Annotated in this window: 20 protein-coding genes; 8 read left to right on the forward strand and 12 right to left on the reverse strand. The window is 65.8% G+C overall.

Annotation, left to right across the window (positions count from 1 at the left end; genetic code table 11):
- Positions 1-291 precede the first annotated feature (291 nt).
- From parE to ACHMWQ_RS16185, 3 genes are all read left to right on the forward strand, one after another.
- Positions 292-2,343 (forward strand): DNA topoisomerase IV subunit B, encoded by a 2,052-nt coding sequence (gene parE / locus ACHMWQ_RS16175; RefSeq protein ID WP_354549400.1) that lies wholly within the window; start codon positions 292-294, stop codon positions 2,341-2,343.
- 95 nt (positions 2,344-2,438) lie between these two features.
- A complete protein-coding gene (locus ACHMWQ_RS16180) occupies positions 2,439-2,882 on the forward strand; it encodes a hypothetical protein (RefSeq protein WP_396308244.1) in 444 nt (147 codons plus the stop codon).
- 147 nt (positions 2,883-3,029) lie between these two features.
- Positions 3,030-4,631, forward strand: coding sequence for a DEAD/DEAH box helicase (locus tag ACHMWQ_RS16185; protein ID WP_396308245.1), 1,602 nt, complete (start codon positions 3,030-3,032; stop codon positions 4,629-4,631).
- 367 nt (positions 4,632-4,998) lie between these two features.
- Here ACHMWQ_RS16185 and ACHMWQ_RS16190 read toward each other — a convergent pair whose 3' ends face one another.
- From ACHMWQ_RS16190 to ACHMWQ_RS16205, 4 genes are read right to left on the reverse strand one after another with little or no spacing between them, the layout of a single operon-like run.
- The gene (locus tag ACHMWQ_RS16190) at positions 4,999-5,571 is read right to left on the reverse strand and encodes an ABC-type transport auxiliary lipoprotein family protein (RefSeq protein ID WP_396308246.1); all 573 of its coding nucleotides are present in this window, start codon (positions 5,569-5,571) and stop codon (positions 4,999-5,001) included.
- Positions 5,572-5,630: 59 nt separating this feature from the next.
- Positions 5,631-7,001: an MlaD family protein gene (locus ACHMWQ_RS16195; RefSeq protein ID WP_396308247.1), complete on the reverse strand. Its 1,371-nt coding sequence runs from the start codon at positions 6,999-7,001 to the stop codon at positions 5,631-5,633.
- Positions 7,001-7,795: an ABC transporter ATP-binding protein gene (locus ACHMWQ_RS16200; protein WP_354549406.1), complete on the reverse strand. Its 795-nt coding sequence runs from the start codon at positions 7,793-7,795 to the stop codon at positions 7,001-7,003. The genes ACHMWQ_RS16195 and ACHMWQ_RS16200 overlap by 1 nt, the downstream gene beginning before the upstream one ends.
- Before the next feature lie 2 nt (positions 7,796-7,797).
- Positions 7,798-8,934: an MlaE family lipid ABC transporter permease subunit gene (locus ACHMWQ_RS16205; protein ID WP_354549408.1), complete on the reverse strand. Its 1,137-nt coding sequence runs from the start codon at positions 8,932-8,934 to the stop codon at positions 7,798-7,800.
- Positions 8,935-9,081: 147 nt separating this feature from the next.
- On the opposite strand from ACHMWQ_RS16205, the gene dgcN reads away from it, so the two are divergent.
- Both dgcN and dgcA read left to right on the forward strand, forming a co-directional pair.
- Positions 9,082-10,095, forward strand: coding sequence for an N-acetyltransferase DgcN (gene dgcN / locus ACHMWQ_RS16210; RefSeq protein WP_396308248.1), 1,014 nt, complete (start codon positions 9,082-9,084; stop codon positions 10,093-10,095).
- Positions 10,092-11,075, forward strand: coding sequence for an N-acetyl-D-Glu racemase DgcA (dgcA, locus tag ACHMWQ_RS16215; protein ID WP_396308249.1), 984 nt, complete (start codon positions 10,092-10,094; stop codon positions 11,073-11,075). Before dgcN ends, dgcA begins: the two co-directional genes overlap by 4 nt.
- On the opposite strand, the gene ACHMWQ_RS16220 is transcribed toward dgcA, so the two are convergent.
- The 5 genes from ACHMWQ_RS16220 to ACHMWQ_RS16240 all read right to left on the reverse strand — a co-directional run bounded on the left by ACHMWQ_RS16220 (position 11,044) and on the right by ACHMWQ_RS16240 (position 15,857).
- Positions 11,044-12,231: an MFS transporter gene (locus ACHMWQ_RS16220; RefSeq protein ID WP_396308250.1), complete on the reverse strand. Its 1,188-nt coding sequence runs from the start codon at positions 12,229-12,231 to the stop codon at positions 11,044-11,046. The genes dgcA and ACHMWQ_RS16220 overlap by 32 nt on opposite strands.
- A 111-nt stretch (positions 12,232-12,342) precedes the next feature.
- Positions 12,343-13,314, reverse strand: coding sequence for a threonine/serine dehydratase (locus tag ACHMWQ_RS16225; protein ID WP_396308251.1), 972 nt, complete (start codon positions 13,312-13,314; stop codon positions 12,343-12,345).
- A gap of 35 nt (positions 13,315-13,349) precedes the next feature.
- Positions 13,350-14,381, reverse strand: coding sequence for a glycosyltransferase family 4 protein (locus ACHMWQ_RS16230; RefSeq protein WP_396308252.1), 1,032 nt, complete (start codon positions 14,379-14,381; stop codon positions 13,350-13,352).
- Entirely contained in the window at positions 14,378-15,187 is an 810-nt protein-coding gene (locus tag ACHMWQ_RS16235; protein WP_396308253.1) for a UDP-2,3-diacylglucosamine diphosphatase, read from the reverse strand. Before ACHMWQ_RS16235 ends, ACHMWQ_RS16230 begins: the two co-directional genes overlap by 4 nt.
- Before the next feature lie 76 nt (positions 15,188-15,263).
- Positions 15,264-15,857 carry a LysE family translocator gene (locus ACHMWQ_RS16240; protein ID WP_354549417.1) on the reverse strand — a complete coding sequence of 198 codons (594 nt, stop codon included), beginning with the start codon at positions 15,855-15,857 and terminating at the stop codon, positions 15,264-15,266.
- 199 nt (positions 15,858-16,056) lie between these two features.
- Here ACHMWQ_RS16240 and ACHMWQ_RS16245 point away from each other — a divergent pair, with 199 nt between their 5' ends.
- Positions 16,057-16,905, forward strand: coding sequence for a fumarylacetoacetate hydrolase family protein (locus ACHMWQ_RS16245; RefSeq protein WP_354549419.1), 849 nt, complete (start codon positions 16,057-16,059; stop codon positions 16,903-16,905).
- A 375-nt stretch (positions 16,906-17,280) separates the two neighbouring features.
- Entirely contained in the window at positions 17,281-18,534 is a 1,254-nt protein-coding gene (locus tag ACHMWQ_RS16250; protein WP_396309464.1) for a mechanosensitive ion channel family protein, read from the forward strand.
- A gap of 10 nt (positions 18,535-18,544) precedes the next feature.
- Here ACHMWQ_RS16250 and thiD read toward each other — a convergent pair whose 3' ends face one another.
- A complete protein-coding gene (thiD, locus tag ACHMWQ_RS16255) occupies positions 18,545-19,342 on the reverse strand; it encodes a bifunctional hydroxymethylpyrimidine kinase/phosphomethylpyrimidine kinase (protein ID WP_396308254.1) in 798 nt (265 codons plus the stop codon).
- Between the two features lie 19 nt (positions 19,343-19,361).
- The gene (locus tag ACHMWQ_RS16260) at positions 19,362-20,303 is read right to left on the reverse strand and encodes a DMT family transporter (RefSeq protein WP_396308255.1); all 942 of its coding nucleotides are present in this window, start codon (positions 20,301-20,303) and stop codon (positions 19,362-19,364) included.
- 265 nt (positions 20,304-20,568) lie between these two features.
- Between ACHMWQ_RS16260 and ACHMWQ_RS16265 the strand changes: the two genes are divergently transcribed.
- Entirely contained in the window at positions 20,569-20,991 is a 423-nt protein-coding gene (locus ACHMWQ_RS16265; RefSeq protein WP_354549423.1) for a DUF2155 domain-containing protein, read from the forward strand.
- Here the strand turns inward: ACHMWQ_RS16265 and aat are convergent.
- Positions 20,928-21,605, reverse strand: coding sequence for a leucyl/phenylalanyl-tRNA--protein transferase (gene aat / locus ACHMWQ_RS16270; RefSeq protein WP_396308256.1), 678 nt, complete (start codon positions 21,603-21,605; stop codon positions 20,928-20,930). The two genes, ACHMWQ_RS16265 and aat, sit on opposite strands and share 64 nt — an antisense overlap.
- Between the last annotated feature and the right edge of the window lie 154 nt (positions 21,606-21,759).

Raw genomic sequence — 21,759 nt, forward strand, 5'->3', positions numbered from 1 at the left:
AGGACGGTCGTTCCACTTTATGGCTGAAAGGCGGCAATTGGGGCGACCAGCACCTACACGCGGCGAGTTGCGAATGCACTGTTGCTCGCCCGCAACATGGAATCGTGGCCCGGCCACCGGACTCGCTAAACGGGTGTCGGGACGCTCGCCGCGCCGACGCTGGGGCACAAAGGGCGCTGAATCGAACAAACAAGGAACACACTCGCGTCCTACCGCCGGGCGTGGCAAAATTCCGTCTTGATTCGCCGCCTCGACCAAGCCATTGCAACGGCCACACAGTTACGGATGACCATGGCAGAGACCGACGACCTTTTCGGATCCGGTGCGACCGCACGCGTGATCAAGCCCGAAACCGCCCTGCGCGAGGCACCCGCCGCCCCGCGGCGGTCGGCATCGCCGACGCCTAGCGCGGAGGCGAGCTATTCGGCAGCCGACATCGAAGTCCTCGAAGGGCTGGAGCCGGTGCGGCGCCGGCCCGGCATGTATATTGGCGGCACCGACGAAAAGGCCCTGCACCATCTCTTCGCCGAGGTGATCGACAACTCGATGGACGAGGCCGTCGCCGGCCATGCGACCTTCATCGATGTCGAGCTCTCCGCCGATGGCAGCGTCACCGTCACCGACAATGGGCGCGGCATTCCGGTCGACCCGCATCCGAAGTTCAAGGACAAGTCCGCGCTCGAAGTCATCATGACGACGCTGCATTCGGGCGGAAAGTTCGATTCGAAGGTCTACGAGACCTCCGGCGGCCTGCATGGCGTCGGCATCTCCGTCGTGAACGCGCTCTCCGAAATCCTCGAGGTCGAGGTCGCGCGCGGCAAGCGCCTGTATCGCCAGACCTTCTCGCGCGGCCACGCGACCTCGAAGCTCGAGGCGGTCGGCGAGGTTCACAACCGTCGCGGCACCAAGACCCGCTTCAAGCCGGACGAGCAGATCTTCGGCGTCGGCGCGCACTTCCGCCCCGAGCGCCTGTTCGCCATGACGCGGTCCAAGGCCTATCTGTTCGGCGGCGTCGAGATCCGCTGGACCTGCGCGCCGGAGCTGATCAAGCCCGACGCCGCGACGCCCACGACTGCGGTGTTCCATTTTCCGGCCGGTCTCAAGGACTTCCTGGCGGCCGAGCTCGGCAATGAGAAGATGGTCACCAGCCAGATTTTCGCCGGCCGCACCGACAAGGCCAGCGGCCATGGCGCGGCGGAATGGGCGATCGCCTGGTATCCGGGCGATGGCTTCGTCCGCTCCTACTGCAACACCATTCCGACGGCCGAGGGCGGCACGCATGAACAGGGCCTGCGCATGGCCCTGCTCCGCGGCCTCAAATCCTATGCTGAGCTATCCGGCAACAAGCGCGCCTCCGCCATCACCGCCGAGGACGTGATGACGTCCTGCGCGGCGATGCTGTCGGTCTTCGTGCGCGAGCCGGAATTCGTCGGCCAGACCAAGGACAAGCTTTCGACCGCCGAGGCGACCCGCATCGTCGAGAAGGCGATCGGCGACCCGTTCGACCATTGGCTGACCGCAGCCCCACAGGAAGCCTCGCGCCTGCTCGACTGGGTGATCGAGCGCGCCGAGGAGCGCCTGCGCCGCCGCCAGGAAAAGGAAGTCAACCGCAAGTCGGCAGTGCGCAAGCTTCGTCTGCCGGGCAAGCTGGCCGATTGCAGCCAGACGGCCGCCCAGGGCAGCGAGATCTTCATCGTCGAGGGCGACTCGGCAGGCGGCTCCGCCAAGCAGGCGCGCAACCGCGCCAGCCAGGCGGTCCTGCCGCTGCGCGGCAAGATCCTCAACGTCGCCAATGCCGGCCGCGAGAAGCTGGCGCAGAACCAGCAGCTCACCGACCTGATGCAGGCGCTGGGCGTCGGCGCGCGGAACCATTATCGCGACGATGACCTTCGCTACGACAAGGTCATCATCATGACCGACGCCGACGTCGACGGCGCCCATATCGCCTCGCTGCTGATCACCTTCTTCTATCGCGAGATGCCGGAGATGATCGACAAGGGCCATCTCTACCTCGCCGTGCCGCCGCTCTACCGCATCAGCCAGGGCGGCAAGACGCTCTACGCGCGCGACGACAAGCACAAGGAAGAGCTGCTCGGCACCGAGTTCAAGGGCAAGGGCAAGGTCGAAATCGGCCGGTTCAAGGGCCTTGGCGAGATGCTGCCGGGCCAGCTCAAGGAGACGACCATGGAGCCCTCTAAGCGCACCCTGCTTCGGGTCGGCATCACGGACGGCGACATTTCCGTTACCCAGGATGTCGTCGAGCAATTGATGGGCAACCGGCCGGAAGAACGCTTCCGCTTCATCCAGGAGCGGGCCGTGTTCGTGAAGGAACTTGATATCTGAGCGGACGACCGCCCAGAATTCCAGTCGGCCCATAGAAGCGGTCGACGCCACGCGGCTTCGCCCCTAGCGGCGCCGCGCTCCACGGAGGTTCACCGATGATCGTTCGCACGCTTCTCGCCGCCTGCATCCTCACCGCGGCCGCCGCCGCTCCGCTCCGCGCCGACCCGATCGCGGACGGCATCGCCGCCCTGCCGCCCTCGATCCAGGACGTCCGCACCGTCGGCGCCTGGGAGAAGGACGGCCACAAGGGCACCTATCGCATCGTCATCGACCGCAGCGGCGCGGGACCGACGGCGCGCCTCTTCGTCCAGTGGCTGGAGCGCGGCGCCGACGGCGCGATAACGGTGTCCCGCAATGTCGACATCAAGGAGATGGTCGACCTCAAGCGCAACATCGGCGATTTCGTCGTCGAGACGGATGCAGACGGTCTCAGCGTTTTCCTGGAGCTGGTCGATCCGGCTGCCGGCGACGCCAAGGAGAGCTATGAACTCTTCATCGGCGACGATGAGAACTATCGTTTCGGACCGGCCAGCAACTAAAATCCGGCCGCCAGAAGCGGCAGGATTCAGCCACTCTTCGCGAAACAATTGACAAGACCACGCAAAATCTCGTATTTGCGTGCATCTTTCATCGATGGCGATGCGCCTGTTTGCCGTCCCATCGGGCTTTGGGCCCCTTTTCAAAACATGACCTTCTCTACGCTCGGACTGAGCCCGAAAGTGTTGGCTGCCGTTGAGGCAAGCGGATACACCACGCCGACGCCGATCCAGGCAGAGGCCATCCCGCATGTGCTCGCACGGCGTGACGTCCTGGGAATCGCCCAGACCGGCACCGGCAAGACAGCATCTTTCACGCTTCCGATGATCACGCTGCTGGAGCAGGGCCGCGCTCGTGCGCGCATGCCCCGCACGCTGATCCTCGAACCGACCCGCGAACTGGCAGCGCAGGTTGAGGAAAACTTCAACAACTACGGCCAAAACCACAAGCTGAACGTCGCCCTCCTGATTGGCGGCGTCTCGTTCAACGACCAGGAAAAGAAGCTCGATCGCGGCGTCGACGTTCTGATCGCCACGCCGGGCCGCCTGCTCGACCATTGCGAGCGCGGCAAGCTTCTGATGACCGGCGTCGAGATCCTCGTCATCGACGAGGCCGATCGCATGCTCGACATGGGCTTCATTCCCGATATCGAGCGCATCGCCAAGCTGATCCCCTTCACGCGTCAGACGCTGTTCTTCTCGGCAACCATGCCGTCGGAAATCCAGCGCCTCGCTGACACGTTCCTGTCCAACCCGATCCGCATCGAGGTCGCCAAGCCCGCGACCACGGCGAAGACCGTGAAGCAGCTCTTCGTGCATACGGGCCGCGAGGCCTTCGACAAGCGTGAGACGCTGCGCGAGCTGATCCGCAACGCGGTCGACCTGAAGAACGCAATCATCTTCTGCAATCGCAAGCGCGACGTCGCCGTCCTCGCCCGCTCGCTGGAGAAGCATGGCTTCTCGGTCGGCGCGCTGCATGGCGACATGGATCAGCGCGCCCGCATGGCGACGCTGGACGCATTCAAGAACAACCGCCTGACGCTGCTGGTCGCCAGCGACGTCGCGGCGCGCGGCCTCGACATCCCCGATGTCAGCCACGTTTTCAATTTCGACATCCCGACCCATGCGGACGACTATGTCCACCGCATCGGCCGTACCGGCCGCGCCGGACGTTCGGGCACCGCCATCACCCTCGTCGCTCCGTCGGACCAGAAATATCTTTCCGCGATCGACAAGCTGACCGGCGATGGCGTCGAGTGGATCGGCGAGCCTGTGGCGGCGGACGAAGCGGCGGCACCCGCCGCTGGCCGCGGCCGTGGCCGCAGCAAGAGCGACGAGCCGCGCAGCGGCGAGCGCGAGCGCAAGCCGCGCGCATCGCGTTCGAGCGTCGCCCGCCAGGTCGAGAAATCGGCTGAAGAAGCGACGGAGGCCCAGCCGGTCGCCGCTGAGGCCGCAGCCCCCGAGGCCGCGCCGCAGAAGGCAGAGCCGGAGGCACCGCGCCGCCAGCAGCAGCCCGCACCGCGCCAGCCCGACGCAGCGCCCCGCCAGCCGGAGGCACCGCGCCAGCAGGAAGCGGTTCGCCAGCAGCCGGAATCGCCGCGCCGCGACCGCGATCAGCGGGATCAACGCGACCGTCCCCGTCATGATCGCCGCGACCGGAACGAGCCGGACGACAAGGTGATCGGTCTGGGCGATCACGTGCCGCAGTTCCTGCTGCGCCCGGTCCGCCTGCCGACCTCGTCCTCTTCCTGATCCATCCGGATGCCGCCAGGCGGCATCCATCCATGCCGCCGGGCTTACGGCGGCATGGTGGTACGATCAGCGCAGGACGCCCGTCACCCGGCCGACAAACAGCCTGCCGCCCGCGCCAGCCGCGCGGCGGCTTTTTTGTATCCAGATATTTCGAAGTTGGTTCCGAGGTGCCGGGTTACGGCACAGCGCTTAATGGCGCAGCCTGTGGCGCGCTCGCGATCGTGTCGTCAGTGGCAGGCCTATACAGTGCCGGTGTGAGACCATCTCCCGGCCGGCTGCATAACTATCGCCGACAGGCCGCGATCAGACGCCCCCCTCGCCCGCTTATGGCAAAGGGGTGGCGTTGGGGCTGTGAAGCTCAGCAGCCTTAGAGGCGCGGAACGGCCCAGGCGACCATCTCGACCAGCACCTGGTCCAGCGCCGCGTTGAGGCCGGTCACGGCGGCCGGCGCCGTATCTTCGGCGACCGGCACCGAGGCCTTGAACAGCTTGGCCTCGACGACCTTGCCGGTGCGATCGTTCATGATCTGCGTGAAGATCTCGATCTCGGCGAATCGGCCCGACGGCGTCACGTCGAAGGCGAAGGTGCGGATGTTGGTGAGCAGCTGGTAGTCGATCGACAGCCCCTCGCCCGGCCGGCCGATGGCGCGGACGCCCTTCGACTTCTCGAACGCCTGAATCACCCGGCTCTGTACCAGGCGCGGCAGCGTGTCCGGATACTGGGCGTTGGGATAATAGGCGACGAGCGGACCGCGCGTGACGACGATGCGCTGGCTCGCCAGCGTCTGCAGCGCGAAGGGCTCCGGCACCAGAACCTGCGCCGAGGTCCGCCGCTTGACGGAGGGCGCCGATTCGACGCCGGCCAGGTCATAGGTGGCCGGCGGCGGCGCGGTCAGCAGCTTGCCGACGCAGCCCGAGAGCAGCGTGGCGGCGAGGAGCATCGAAACGGTCCCCGCAGGCAGGGATAGACGCACAGAACGCATGGCTTGTCGTATCCCAGTCATTTGCGATTGTAGTCCTGTACGCCCGGGTTGCCGAAAATCAGTCGCTGCGGATTGCTCTGGATCGAGTTCAGCGTCGAGTCGAAGCGGGTCGTCGTGCGGCGGAGCTGATCGACCAGCCCATCGACATTGCGAAGGCCCTGACCGGAGAAGCTTGCGAGGTTGTCGGCGATCTGGCCCGCCTTGCCGGAGAAGGCTTCCGCGACCTTGCGGATCGCGGCGGCGGCGGCCGTGGCCTCGGCGAAGAAATTCTTGCCGTTCGGGTCGGTGACGAGATCCTGGACCTTTCCGAGGATGCCGTCGATCCGGGTCGAGGCGGCGTTCAGCTTCTGGACCATGTCGCGCGTATTGTCGACGATCACGTCGATGTCGGGCTGCTTGGTCTTGATGTTGGCGACAAAGGACTTGGCGTCCGCGACCGTCTGGCCGGCATCCGCGACGATCTTGTTCACGTCGACCGTGGCGGTCTGGACGCGCCGTGCGACCGTGGCGATGTCGTTGATCGTGCTCTTGACGGCCTCGACCTGGATCGCCGCGATGATCTGCTGCGCCCCGTCCAGCGCCTTTTCAAGCTGCTCGGAGATCTGCTTCACGTTATCAACGATCTGAGGGATGTTGTCCGCTGAGGCGGAGAGCCTTGCGGTCACCTTGTCGATGTTGCCAAGCGTATCGGCGACCTTGGTCGGGTCGATCGCCGAGATGATCTTGTCGGCCTTGCCGACGACGCCGCTCAGGCTTTCCGACAGCGAGCCGATCCGCTTGGACAGGTCGCCGAAATTGCTCATGAATTCCTTGACGCCTTCCGAGTTCGCGGCGAGCGCGTCGGTAAAGGTCTGGATGTTCTTGACCGAGCTGGTCAGCGCCGGCTCCGACGTATCGATGAAGCCGTTCACCCGGTCGACGGCCGTATTGACCTTGGCGACCAGTTCCTGGGCGCTGGCGATCAGGTCCTGCAGGCCCGAACCCTGGGCGTTCAAGGTCGGAATCCCCTGCTGGTCCAGCAGGTTGGGAAGCGTTCCCGAGCCGCCCTTGAGCTCGATATAAGCGATGCCCGTCAGGCCCTGGATGCCCAACGAAGCCTTGGTGTCGGCCTTGATCGGCTGGTTCGGGTCGACGGCGACCATCGCCTCGACCTGGTTCGGATCTTCCGGATTGATCCGGAGCGTGTTCACTTCGCCGACCTTGATGCCGTTGAAGAGAACCTGGCTGCCGGGAGCCAGGCCAGCCACGGATCCGGGAATGAGGATGCGCAACGGCTTGCGGATGCCGCTCTCGTCATAACGCGCAAGCCAGTAGATGAAGACGAAACAAGCAACGATCACGCCCAGCGTGAACAGTCCGATCGTTGCATAGTTGGCGCGCGTTTCCATTAAGCTTCGTTCTCCACGCGACGTGCACGCACGCCGCGGAAATATTTCTGTACCCAGGGATCATCGAAATCCAGCATATCCTGCATGGTTCCCTCGATCAGCACATGACGTTCGCCCAATACCGCGATTCTGTCGCAGACGGTGTGCAGGCTGTCGAGGTCATGGGTTACCATGAACACCGTCAGCCCCAAAGTATCGCGCAGGGTGGCGATCAGTTCGTCGAACTCGGCGGCGCCGATCGGATCGAGGCCCGAGGTCGGCTCGTCGAGGAACACGATGGCCGGATCCATCGCCAGCGCCCGCGCCAGGCTGGCGCGCTTGATCATGCCGCCGGAAAGCTCTGCCGGCAGGCGGTCCGCCGCTTCCGGCGCAAGGCCGACCAGGTCGATCTTCACGCGGGCCAGTTCGTCCATCAGGCGCTGCGAAAGATGAAGGTGCTCGCGCATCGGGAATTCGACGTTCTGAAGCACGGTCAGCGACGAGAACAGCGCCCCCTGCTGGAACAGCACGCCGAGACGCCGGTCGATCGAGGCGCGCGTTTCGGGATCGGCATCGTCATAGGGCGTACCGAGGATCTCGACCGAGCCCGCGCGCTTCGACTGCAGCCCGAGGATCGTGCGCAGCAGAACCGACTTGCCGGTGCCGGATGCGCCGACGACTCCCAGGATTTCGCCGCGATAGACGTCGATGTCGAGATTTTCCAGGATCAGCCGGTCGCCGAATCCGACGGTGATGCCCCGCCCCCGGATGACGACTTCCTTCTCCCTGCCATGGCCGGTCAACGCTTCAGCCATGATCAGTAATTCACCGCAGCGAAGTAGAGCGCGAAGAGACCGTCGACGACGATCACCATGAAGATCGCCTTCACGACAGAAGCGGTCGTGTGCTGGCCGAGAGAGGCCGCGCTGCCGCGCACGCTCAGTCCCTCTGAGGCCGCGATGATGCCGATGATCAGCGCCATGAACGGCGCCTTGATCAAACCGACGAACAGGGTGTTGAGCGCCACGGCGTCCCGCACGCGATCGATGAAGGCGCCGGGCGTGATGCCGATATAGACCCAGCTAACGAGGCCACCACCGACAAGCGCCGCGATATCGGCCAGGAAGACGAGCATCGGCAGAGCGAGGATCAGCGCGAAGATGCGCGGCATGATCAGCACTTCGACCGGATCGACGCCGATGACGCTGAGCGCGTCGATCTCTTCACGCATCTTCATCGAGCCGATTTCGGCCGTGATGGCGCTGCCGGAACGGCCGGCGATCATGATCGCCGTCAGCAGAACGCCGATTTCGCGCAACACCAGGATGGCGACCAGGTCGACGGAGAAGATCTCCGCGCCGAACGCCCGCAGCTGGAAGGCGCTCTGCTGCGCGATGATCGCGCCGATCAGAAGCGACATCAGCGTGATGATCGGAACGGCGCGCAGCCCGGTGCGATCGATATGGAAGACGATCGACGTGATGCGGAACCGCGCGGGATGGCGCACAGCCTTGACGAAGCCGCGGGTGACGCCGCCGAGAATGTTGAGGCCGGCGAGGAAGTCCTGCCAGGAAAGATACATGGTCCGGCCGACGGCCTCGACCATTTCATGCGCGACGCCGATCTGCGGCGGCGATGGCGGAAGCTCGCGCTCCGTCGGACTGAGTGCGTCCAGCAGCCGCTGGGCGTTTTCGGAAGCGCCCTCCATGGAGACGGCGCTCTCCTTGGCGCTCAGGCCGCGCTGGAGGCGCGTGAGCAGCCAGGCGCCGGCCGTGTCGATATGGTCGATGCCGGAGAGATCGATGACCGTCGCGCCGGAAACATCGGTGATCGCTTTGTCGATGGATTCCTCGAGGCCGCCAACGGTGCGCACGGTCCACGAGCCCACCGCCCGTAACCGAGCCTGCCCATCGGCATCCGAGAAATCCAGTTGCGCCGCTGTTGCCGTTGCCACGACCGCTCCGCGTTCGAAGCCGCATTCGGGATGGAGATCGCAGGCGGCCTTGTGGCGCCGCCGGGCGCCTCCTAAGCTCCCGTCACGGGATGGTGATCGCACAAGCAAGGAAGCCGGGGCAAGCCCTTGGCCGGAAAGGATGTCAGGATGGAGATCGCAACACCCTACCTGTTGTTTTTGGGTGACGTTCCTGACGCTCTGGCGGCCAAAACAGCGCTCGGCATCGTCGATTGGCGGCCGGAATGGTGCAAGGGGCAATTGCGACTCGCCGGCTGCCGGGCTGATGCCGAGATTCCCGACATGACGATCGCCGAGGCGCGCGATGCCGGGGTGCGGACAATGATCGTCGGCGCGGTCAATGCCGGCGGTGTCTTGCCCGATCACTGGGTTGCCTCGATCGTCGAGGCGCTCGAGGCGGGCCTGGATGTTGCGACCGGACTGCACTCCCGCCTCCGCGACGTCGAGGCGATCCGCGCCGCTGCCGAGAGGTCGGGCCGCCAGTTGCATGATGTGCGCCATACGACGCAGACCTTCGCCACCGGCAAGGGCACGAAGCGGAGCGGCCTGCGCCTGCTGACCGTCGGCACCGATTGCTCGGTCGGCAAGAAATACACGGCGCTCGCGCTCGAACGCGGCATGCGCGCGGCCGGCATGGATGCCGACTTCCGCGCGACGGGCCAGACCGGCGTGTTCATCTCCGGCCGCGGCGTCGCGATCGATGCCGTCGTCGCCGATTTCATCTCCGGCGCGGCCGAGTGGCTCTCGCCGGAGGCGGATGCCGATCATTGGGACCTGATCGAGGGGCAGGGCTCGCTGTTCCACCCCTCCTTCGCGGGCGTGACGCTCGGCCTGCTGCATGGGGCGCAGCCGGACGCTTTCGTCGTCTGCCACGAGCCGATGCGCACCGCCATGCGCGGCGTGGCGCATCCTCTGCCCTCGATCCAGGAGGTCATCGACCTCACGGTCGCCTGCGGCCGGCTGACCAACCCGGCGATCCGTTGCGTCGGCATCGCCATCAATACCCAGGCGCTCGACGACGAAGCGGCGCGCGCCACGCTCGACGCGGTGGCGACGCAGCATGGCATTCCCGCCGTCGACCCGATCCGCACCGGCGTCCAGCCCATCGTCGACCGCATCCAGCAGGACTTTCCGCGCCCATGACGTTTTCCTTTTCCGTCGAGGTCGAAAGCTGGCCGATCGCCGGCAGCTTCGTCATCTCCCGCGGCGCGCGCACCGAAGCGCATGTCGTGGTCGTCACGCTTTCCGAGGGCAGCGCGACCGGACGCGGCGAATGCGTGCCCTATGCCCGCTATGGCGAGACGGTCGAGGGCGTGGTGGCAACCCTGCGTGAAGCCCTGTCGACCTACGCCGCCCAGCCGGACCGCGAAACATTGCGCGGGACCATGCCGCCGGGCGCGGCCCGCAATGCGATCGATTGCGCGCTCTGGGATCTCGAAGCCAAGCAAAGCGGCGTGCCCGTCGCGGAACGGCTGGGGCTTTCCACGCCGAAGGCACTTGTCACGGCGTACACGCTGAGCCTCGGTACGCCCGAAAGCATGGAGCAGGCGGCGCGGGTCGCCGCGCACCGCCCTCTCCTCAAGGTGAAGCTCGGCGGCGACGGCGACCGCGAACGAATCGTCGCGGTGCGGCGCGGCGCGCCCACGAGCCGGATCATCGTCGACGCCAACGAGGCGTGGTCGCGCGACAATTTCGACGCCAACATGCGCGCCTGCGTCGAGGCCGGCGTCGAGTTGATCGAACAGCCGCTGCCGGCCGGCCAGGACGATTGGCTCGAACATGCCGACCGCCCCGTCGCGGTCTGCGCCGATGAGAGCCTGCATGTCGCCGACGATCTCGGCCATCTTGCCGGGCGCTATGACGCGATCAACATCAAGCTCGACAAGACCGGCGGCCTGACCGAGGCGCTGCTGCTTCACGCCGCCGCAGAGTCGCATGGCTTTGCGCTGATGGTGGGCTGCATGGTCGGCACCTCGCTCGCCATGGCGCCGGCGGTGCTTCTGGCGCAGGACGCGGCCTTCGTCGATCTCGACGGACCGCTGCTGCTGGCCCGCGACCGGTCGCCGGGTCTCGTCTACGAGGGAAGCCTGGTCAGCCCGCCGTCCCCGGCGTTGTGGGGCTGACCCGCCGCGCCTTGGGCAGCATCAGCACGATCACGGCGATGACGCCACCAATCGTCATCACCGGGAACGCAGCCGCGCCGAGATGGCCGTAGAGCGGCCCTGCCAGCAGGGTTGCCAGCGCCAGCGCCAGGCCCGACGTCGTCTGCCAGATCCCCTGCGCCGAGGCCGTCATCTCTTCCGGCACGTCGCGGGCGATCGCCAGCTGCATGCCGGCATAGACGGCCGCGAAGGTCAGGGCGTGCAGCATCTGCAGCGCCAGCGAGAACCAGATCCCGGTCGCCAGCGGAAACAGCGACCACCGGACGATCGCCGCGATGGCGCCGAGCAGGATCAGCCGCTCGGGCGCGATCTTGCGCAGCGCCCTGCCCGAAAGGGCGAACATGCCGATTTCGGCGACGACGCCCGAGGACCACAGCACGCCGATCTCGGCGCCACTGAAACCGAGCTTCTCCCACTGGATGGTGCCGAAACTGTAGAAGACGGCATGGGTCGCCGTGATAATCGCGGACGAGGCGATCACGACGAGGAAGCTTCGGCTGGTCAGGATCGAGCGCGCCGAAACCGCCTCCGGCTTGGCCGCGTCATCGGCGGCGCGGATGTCGGGCGGCGTGACCGGTAGGAGGAAGGCGGACAGCGCCGCGACGACATAGCCGCCGATCAGCATGGGGGAGAGCACGCCGGGGCCAAAATGCCCGAACACCACGCCACCGGCGAGGCTCACCACGATGAAGCTGATCGAGCCCCAGACGCGCATCTTGCCATAGTCGAGCCCGAAGCGGCGCACGCCCGTCAGCGCCAGCGCGTCGATCGCCGGCATGGTCAGGCCGACGGTCGCCGTCGCGATGCCGGTCAGGATCAGGATCGGCCAGTAGCCGCCGACCATCGTGGCCGGAATAAAGAAGAGCAGCCCGAGCAGCGCGAAGATGATGACCGCGAAGCGGCGGTTCGGCGCACGGTCGGCGAAGGCGCTGCCAAGCGGCATGAACAGCAGGCGCGCCGCCAGCGGCAGCGCCAGGCACACGCCGATCTGCTCCGGCGTCAGCCCGCGCAGATGCAGCCAGACCGGAAAGAACGGCGTCATCAGGCCGCCGATGAAGAAATAGCCGGCATAGAAAAGCGAGATGCGAGGGCCAAAATAGAGCGGCGCAGCAACCATGAGTGCCTGTGGACCTGAAAGCCGGCGAGGGTCTCGCGGCAGAATTGGAAAGAGCGCACCGGAATGCGCCCGTTGAGTCGGGACGCCCGGTATGCCGGGCGCCTCCCGGTATCATGCGGCGAGCGCGCGCTCCAGAACGTCCAGATCGATATTGCCGCCGGAGAGCAGGATCGCCACCGTCTTGCCGCGCGCATCGATCCGGCCGGAGAGCAGGCCGGCCAGGGCGGCGGCGCCGCCGGGTTCGACCACCAGCTTCAGCGTGCGAAAGGCGAAGGCTACGGCAGCCAGCGCCTCGGCATCGGAAACGGACACGGCATGCGCGCCGGTCGCCCGGTTGATCGCGAAGCCGATCGCGCCGGGCTGCGGCGCCATCAGCGCATCGCAGATCGAGCCATTGGTGCGCGCATTGCGCTGAACGGAGCCCGAGGCGAGCGAACGCGCATAGTCGTCGAAGCCCTCGGGCTCGGCGAGATAGACCTGCGTGCTCGGGCTCTCGGCCGCGATGGCGAGGCTGATGCCAGCCGACATGCCGCCGCCGCCGCAGGGAACCATGACGAAATCGGCCTGTTCGCCGCGCCGGGCGAGATCCTCGGCGATTTCCAGGCCGATCGTGCCCTGCCCCGCAATGACGCGGCCGTCATTATAGGGATGGATCAGTTCGGCGCCGGTATCGGCGACGATCGAGGCCGTCAGCGCATCGCGATCGTCCGTGGCGCGATTGTAGTCGACGATCGACGCGCCGCGCCGGCGGGTGCCGTCGCGCTTCGAGGACGGCGCATCGTGCGGCATGACGATGGTGGCCGGCACGCCGAACAGCCGGGCCGCCTCGGCGATGCCCTGCGCGTGGTTGCCGGAGGACGAAGCCACGACGCCATGCGCCCGCTCCGTCTCGCTCAGCGAGGCAACGGCGTTGTAGGCGCCGCGAAACTTGAACGAGCCGGTGCGCTGCAAATTCTCGCATTTGAGATAGACGCGACCGCCGGTGATCTCGTCGAGCGCGGTGCTCGCGAGCAGCGGCGTGCGGACGGCTTCGGCGGCGATGCGCTTCGCTGCCATGCGGATATCGTCGATGGTGGGTGTCATGACTCTGCCAACGGCCACGGGGGGACAGGCAGAGGTTACACGAAAGCGCTTGCGGCGCAGCTTTTTTGCGCGGCGATCACATTATCCAGAAACTGCCGCGTCGCCGCCTGCCAGGAATGGCGCAGCGCCACCGTTCGGCAATGCGCGCGCGGGATATCGAGCGCCGCCAGGGCCGCCTTGCGCAGGTCCTCGTCCAGCACCCCTGCCCCCGTGCCGCCGACGACATCGCGCGGCCCGGCCACCGGGAATGCCGCCACCGGCAGGCCCGAGGCCATCGCCTCGAGCATGACGACGCCAAACGTGTCGGTGCGGCTCGGGAAGACGAAGCAATCCGAGGCCGCATACACATTGGCCAGCGCCTCGCCGACCTTGGCGCCCAGAAACGAGACCTTGGGATGGGCGCGCTTCAGCGTCTCGAGCGCCGGTCCGTCGCCGACCACCACCTTGCTGCCCGGCAGGTCGAGATCGAGAAAGGCGCCGATGTTCTTCTCGACCGCGACGCGTCCCACATAAAGGAAGATCGGCCGCGGCAGATCCAGGATCTCGCTTCGCCGCGCCGGATCGAACAGGTCGGCATCGACGCCGCGCGACCATCGCATCAGATGGGTGAATCCCCGCCCAGCCAGTTCATCCTGCAGCGAGGCAGTCGCAACCATGCAGCCGGCGCCGGAATTGTGGAAGGCGCGCAGGGCAGCATAGGTCCAGTCGACCGGCACCGGCAGCCGCGCGGCGAGATATTCTGGAAAGCGGGTGTGGTAGCTGGTCGTGAAGATGCGGCCGCGCTTGCGGCACCAACGGCGCACGGCGTAGCCGATCGGACCTTCGGTGGCGATGTGGACATGGTCGGGCGCTGCCTCGTCGAGCCGATGCCCGATCGCTCCCGGCGCGGCGATGGTCAGCCGGATCTCGGGATAGGTTGGGCACGGAACCGTGCGATAGCCTTCGGGCGTCAGCATCGTCGCTTCGGCGCCGAACTCCGGCAGATGGCGCGACAACCGCTCCAGCGTGCGCACGACCCCGTTGATCTGCGGATGCCAGGCGTCGCTCGCGATCAGGATCCGGCTCATGCGGCGACCTTGTCGATCTCCGGCTCATCGTCGAATTCGACCGCGTACTGGCTGGCGACTTCGCCCCAGCGGATCATTTCGATCCGCCCGTCATGATGCTCGACGATCGCCGTGCAGCTTTCGACCCAGTCGCCGGTGTTGATGTAGCGGATGCCGAGGTCTTCGCGGATGGTCGCGTGATGAATGTGGCCGCAGACGACGCCATCGGCGCCGACCCGCTTCGCCTCGGTCAGCAGCGCCTGCTCGAAGGCGCCGATGAAGGAGACGGCGTTCTTGACCTTGAGCTTGGCCCAGGCCGACAGCGACCAGTATTCGAAGCCGAGCTTGCGGCGCACCTTGCCGACGACGGTATTGAGCGCCAGCGCGAGGTTGTAGGCATGGTCGCCGAGGAAGGCGAGCCACTTGGCATGGCGCACGACCACGTCAAACTGGTCGCCATGCATGACGAGCAGCCGCTTGCCGTCCGCCGTCTCGTGAATGATGCGGTCGGCAAGTTCGACGCCGCCCATCTGCAGGCCCAGATAATCGCGCAGGAATTCGTCGTGATTGCCGGGGATATAGACGAGCCGCGCGCCCTTGCGGCCCTTGCGCAGTAGTTTCTGCACGACGTCGTTATGCGCCTGCGGCCAATACCAGCTCTTCTTCAGGCGCCAGCCGTCGATGATATCGCCGACCAGATAGATCGTCTCGGCATCGTGCCATTTCAGGAAGTCGAGCAGAAGTTCAGCCTGACTTCCGCGCGTGCCGAGATGAATATCCGACAGGAACAGCGTGCGGAGATGACGGGGAGCGACACCGCTCGACATGATCTTGATTCGTCCTCATCCAAGAGACCGGTGTCGATTGCTTAGCCGACACACGCCACAGATTTGTGACAGTCTTTCAGAAGAGGGTCGGCAGCGTCGAAAGGACGAGAAGCAGCGCCATCAGCGCGTTGAAGATGGCGATGCGGCGATCACTGTCGAGGAAGCGCGAGATCGCCGTGCCGAACAGGCACCAGGCCGCCGCAGAGGGCAGCGACATCAGCGCGGAAGCGCCCACCAGCAGCAGGACGCCCGACAGCATCGGGCTTCCGGCCGGCACGAACAGCGCCATGGCACTGACGGCCATGATCCACGCCTTGGGATTGACCCACTGGAACAGGGCGGCGGAGAGGAAGCTCATCGGCTTGCCCTGCTTCGTGCCGTCGGAATCATGCCGCCCGGCCCGCGCCAGTTTCCAGGCAAGATAAAGCAGATAGGCGAAGGAGACGTATTTCAGGATTTCGTGCAGCAAGGGGTAGGTCTCGAACACGCCGCCGAGCCCCATGCCGACGGCGAACACCATCAGCGGGAAGCCGACCGTGATGCCGAGAATATGCGGCACGGTCGGCACGACGCCCCAATTCGCGCCGGAGATCATCAGCATCGTGTTGTTCGGCCCCGGGGTGAAAGCCATCACCGCCGTGAAGCCGAGAACGGCCAGCACATGTTCCATGAGGTCCTCCCGAGACCGGCTTCATCCATGCCATGGCCGTTGCGATAGGTCAATAATGCTGACATTTCGTCTCCAGGCGAAGGTCGGCGCGCAGTTGTTCCCTGTGGGCCAAGCTGCATTGCTCCAGTCGTCAGACATCTGCTCTTGCAAGCCAGCGCCCCCTCGACCAATATCCGCCCGCCAACACGGAGAACTATCAATGAAACTCGTACGTTTCGGGGCCGCTGGCTCGGAGAAGCCGGGCCTTGTCGCCAAGGACGGCACCATTCGCGATCTTTCGGGCGTCGTTTCCGACATCACCCCCGAGACGCTCAAGAACGGCGCGATCGACACGATCGCCAAGGTTGACCCGGCTTCCCTGCCGGTCGTGCCCGCCGGCACGCGCCTTGGCCCGGTCGTCAACGGCACGCGCAACTTCATCGCCGTCGGCCTGAACTATGTCGACCACGCGCATGAAACCAACATGCCGATCCCGGCCGAGCCGATCCTGTTCAACAAGGCCCCGAACTGCATCGTCGGCCCGAACGACAACGTCACGATCCCCAAGGGTTCGGAAAAGACCGACTGGGAAGTCGAGCTGGCGATCGTCATCGGCAAGACCGCAAGCTACGTTTCGGAAGCGGACGCGATCAACTACGTCGCCGGCTATGCGGTCTGCAACGACGTGTCCGAGCGCGCCTACCAGACGGAGCGCGGCGGCCAGTGGATGAAGGGCAAGGGTTCGCCGACCTTCGGTCCGCTCGGCCCCTGGCTCGTCACGCCCGACGAGATCGCCGATATCCAGAACCTCGACATGTATCTGGATCTGAACGGCGAGCGCGTCCAGACCGGCAACACCAAGACGATGATCTTCGGCGTTGCCCATGTGGTCAGCTACATCAGCCAGTTCCTGCAACTCGATCCGGGCGACGTCATCACCACCGGCACCCCTCCGGGCGTCGGCATGGGCATGAAGCCGCCGCGCTTCCTGAAGCCCGGCGACAAGGTCCGCCTCGGCATCCAGGGCCTGGGCGACCAGGAGCAGGAATTCGTCGCCTACAAGGGCTGATTGCCCGGCGACAAAGCCTGACGAATTTAGGAACGGCCGACGCCCCGCGCGTCGGCCGTTTTTGTTTGCATGGAGCCTCGATGCGCCCCCAGCATTGACGCAGCCGGCTCGGGCAGGCACCCTGCCCCTTGCTCGGCGCACCTCCTGGTTGCGCAAAGTCCAGCCAAGCTCGCTGGCCGAGCCTCCATCGCGCGGTTGCGGCCGGCCTTTCCAGGCAGCCCGCCGCCCCTTCCGGTATCGGCCGGCCCCGCCTTGGCGCGCGGGCCATGTCCCTCGGGCGCCGATGCCTCCATCCGGCGCACAGCCGCCCCGGCATAGGACGCTCGCCCGGGGCCAGGCGCCGTTCACGCCTCCAGAGGAGTAACGGTGAACAGCATCGATCCAATTTTCGCGCAACACCTATGGCTCAGTCCGCTGCTGGCCCTGTTCGCGCTCATCCTGGCCGCTCTCTTCGCCAACTTTGTCGTCAAGGCGCTGCTGCTGCGCCTCTTCAATCATTTCATCGGCCTGACGGCCTATGGCCGCGACGAGCAGATCCGTCGCCATGGCGCGATCGAACGCTTCGCCAACATCATGCCGGCCTTCGTCGTCTCGACGGGCATCGGGCTCATTCCCGATCTGCCGCCCGGTGTCGTCACGATCGTCCAGAACGTCGCCAATGCCTTCATCATCCTGTCGCTGGCGCTATCCGTCAGCGCGACGCTGAATATCGTCGACACGCTCTATCACCGCCGCCCCTCCGCCCGGCTGAAGCCGATCAAGGGCTACATCCAGGTCGTGAAGATCGCCGTCTATGTGATCGCGACGCTGCTCATCATCGCCACCCTGATCGACAAGTCGCCGATCATCCTGCTGTCCGGTCTTGGCGCCATGGCCGCCGTCCTCATCCTCGTGTTCCAGGACACGCTGCTGTCGCTGGTGGCCGGCATCCAGATATCCTCGACGGACATGGTCCGCGTCGGCGACTGGATCGAGATGCCGGACCAGAACGCCGATGGCGACGTGATCGAAATCGCGCTTCACACGGTCAAGGTGCAGAACTGGGACAAGACGATCACGACGCTGCCGATCCGCACGCTGGTGACCGACCCGTTCAAGAACTGGCGGGGCATGCAGGAATCAGGCGGCCGCCGCATCAAGCGCTCACTGCACCTGGACCAGACCAGCATCCGGTTCGTGGATCCGTCCGAATATGGCAAGCTTGCCCAGTTCGGCATGCTGGAGACCTATCTCCAGAACAAGCAGGCGGAACTGGAAGCCTGGAACAGCAAGCTCGGCGAGCGCGCCAATTTCGCCGCGAACCGCCGGCGATCGACCAATGTCGGCATCTTCCGGGCCTATGTGGAGACCTATCTGCGCCATCATCCCGGCATCCGCCAGGATATGACGATCCTTGTGCGCCAGATGGTGCCGGCCGCCGATGGACTACCGATCGAGATCTACGCCTTCGCCAACACCATCGCCTGGGCGGAATACGAAGGCATCCAGTCGGACATCTTCGATCATCTCTATGCCATCCTGCCGGAATTCGACCTGCGCATCTTCCAGAACCCGAGCGGCCACGATCTCAAGACCCTGGCCCCGAGTCTGCGCCGGACGGCGCGGGCGTCCATTGCCGAGCCGGCGTGATCCGGATTGCTCACCACCATTTGTGGAAATGATGCACCGGTCCGTGGCCGCGGCCGATCTGCAGGCGGTCGGCGGCCGCGATCGCCTCGGTGATATAGCGCTTCGCTTCGTCGACCGCCGGTTCCAGCGCCAGCCCCCGCGCGAGGCCGGCGGCGATCGCCGAGGAGAGCGTGCAGCCGGTGCCGTGCGTGTTCAGCGTGTCAATGCGCGGCGCGTGGAACCATCGCTTGCCATGCGCCGACACCAGCAGGTCGGCGCTTTCGGGGCCGGTGCCATGGCCGCCCTTTATCAGCACGGCGTGCGCGCCGAGGCGCAGGATCGCCTCCGCCTGGCGCTCCATGCCGACCTCGTCCTCCGCCACATCGGCCTGGAGCAGCCGCGCCGCCTCGCGCAGGTTCGGCGTGACGAGCGCCGCGCGCGGCAGCAGGTCGGAGATCAGCACGGCGACCGATTCCTCGCGCATCAGCATGTCACCGCTGGTCGCCACCATCACCGGGTCGAGCACGACATTGCGCTGGGCGTAGCGGTCGAGCCCCTCGGCAACGGCGCGGATCACACCAGGCTGCGACAGCATGCCGATCTTCACCGCATCGACGGCGAGATCGGAAAACACCGCGTCGATCTGCTGGGTGACGAATTCCGCCGGCACGTCGTGGATGTCCGTGACGCCCAGCGTGTTCTGCGCCGTCAGCGCCGCGATCACCGAGGCGCCATAGACGCCAAGCGCCGAGAAGGTCTTGAGATCGGCCTGGATGCCGGCGCCGCCGCCCGAATCCGAGCCGGCGATGGTAACGGCGATGGCTGTCATATCGGCTTGTCCTTGTCTCTCAGGTGCCCGGGCCGGCTGGCGTCTTGGCCGCGCGCTCGCGGTTGCGCTTCAGGCCAAGCCGATGCTCGCGATAGATCACGAACATGCCGGATGCAATCACGATCCCCGAACCCACCAGCATGGTGACGCTCGGCGTGGAATGGAACAGCAGGTAGCCGACGATGATCGCCCACAGCATCGAGATGTATTCGAACGGCGCGATCAGCGACGCCTCGCCATAGCGGTAGCTCTGCGTCAGCAGTACCTGGCCGATGCCGCCAAATATGCCGGCGCCGACCAGGAACGGCACGTGTTCCCAGTCCGGCACCACCCAGCCGAAGGGCGCCGTCATCAGCATGAAGATGGCGGTGAAGATCGAGAAATAGACGACGATCGTGCCGGGCGATTCGACCCAGGTCAGCCGGCGCGTCTGCGTCGCGGCCAGCGCGCCGAAGAAGGCGGCCAGGATCGAGAACACCGCGCCGAGCGTGCTGCGGTCCGGTCCGCTCTCCGGCCCGACATAATCCGACAGGATGACCAGCACGCCGATCAGCCCGATCACCACCGCCGTCCAGCGATAGACGCGGATCGCCTCCTTGAGCAGCACGGCGGCAAGCACGACGGTCAGCAACGGCGAGGCGTAGCCGATGGCGGTCGCGTCCGAGAGCGGCAGGCGGGCAAGTGCGGAAAAGCCGAAGAACATGGAAGTCGCGCCGGCGATCGAGCGCAGCACGTGGCCGCCGATGCGCGGCGTGATGAATACGGACGGGAAATTGCCCAGCCACGCCACCCAGATCAGCACCGGGATCAGGGCGAAGGCCGAGCGGAAGAAGGCGACCTCTCCCGGCGGATAGCTGTCCGAGATGTACTTGATCAGCGTCGCCATCGCCGTGAAGGCGATGGTCGAAATGATCTTGAGCAGCACGCCGAATAGCGGCTGGCCCCGTTCTGGCGTTTCCATGAGACCGATCGGACCGGGGGGCGGCCCGTTTCTTGATTGATGGGCCGCGGAGGACGCGACCGGCTTCTGCCCTCGATCATAGGACCCGGCTGACGGAAGGCGCAACCGCTTAAAGGCCTGGGACGGCATTCGGCGCGGCCGGGCGGCCTTATTCGGTTGACGGCCGGGGCGTGTCGGTGGACTGGTATGCGCACAACGCCTTTTCCCCGCCGGAATCGCGTGTTAAGCACCCTACCGGCGGTGCAGAGGTCATCATCGGAATCCCATGACACGTTTCATTTCACGACGCAGCGGCCCGGCTCTTGCCGTGGCGGCCCTGGCCTCTCTCTTCGTCGGCTCGCCTGCCCACGCGGAGCGGATCACCAATCCGATCGCCGAATTCGCGGGCCTCGACAAGATCACCGGCCGGATCATCACCTTCGACGTCTACATGGACGAGACGGTGCAGTTCGGCGCGCTCCAGGTCACGCCGCGGGTCTGCTATTCGCGCCCGCCGACCGAGCCGCCACAGACCGACTCTTTCGTCGAGGTCGACGAGATCACGCTGAACCGCAAGGTGCGCCGGATCTTCACGGGCTGGATGTTCGCCGACAGCCCCGGCCTGCACGCAGTCGACCACGCCGTCTATGACGTCTGGCTCGCCAACTGCAAGACTTCGTCGACCGTCGCGCGCCCGTCCAAGCCGTAGAACTCGCCGTCCCCCTCCAGCGCCTGGTCGAGGCGGCGGTGATATTCCGTCCGGTCGACCTCGACCGCGCCGAATTGCGAGAGATGCTCGGTGGTGAACTGGGCGTCGAGCAGGGTGAAACCGCCCGCCTTCAGCCGCGCGACGAGATAGACGAGCGCGATCTTCGACGCGTCGCGCGCGTGGCTGAACATGCTCTCGCCGAAGAAGGCGCCGCGTAGCCGCACGCCATAGAGCCCGCCCACCAGCTTGCCGTCCTGCCAGGCCTCGACCGTGTGGCAATATCCGAGCATGAACAGCTCGTGATAGAGCGTGCGGATGCGCTGGTTGATCCAGGTCTTGTCGCGATAGGGCGTATCGGCATTGCCAGCGCAGCCCGCAATCACGCCGTCAAAGTCCGAATCAATGCGGATCTCGTAGGGCTGGTGGCGCATGGTGCGCGCGAGCCGGCGCGGGACGTGGAACGTCTCGAGCGGGAAGATGCCGCGGCTTTCGGGTTCGATCCAGTAGAGGCCGGGATCATCGGCCGAGTCGGACATCGGGAAGATGCCGGACGCATAGGCCTTCAGCAGGATTTCAGGCGTAATTTCGGGGAAACGGTCCGACTTGCGGGCCATCACGCGATCCTCGGATCGCGCTCGAGACAGGCCGGGTCAATCGCGGCTCTCTCCGTATTGGCTGACCGAATCCAGCGCATCGTGCCCCCTCCTTGGAAGAGCACGGGAACATTGTCATGTTCCCGTGCCGCCTCAAAGGGGGATGTCACCCTGG

It is taken from the genome of Kaistia sp. UC242_56 (assembly GCF_044452255.1).
Lineage (GTDB): Bacteria > Pseudomonadota > Alphaproteobacteria > Rhizobiales > Kaistiaceae > Kaistia > Kaistia defluvii_A.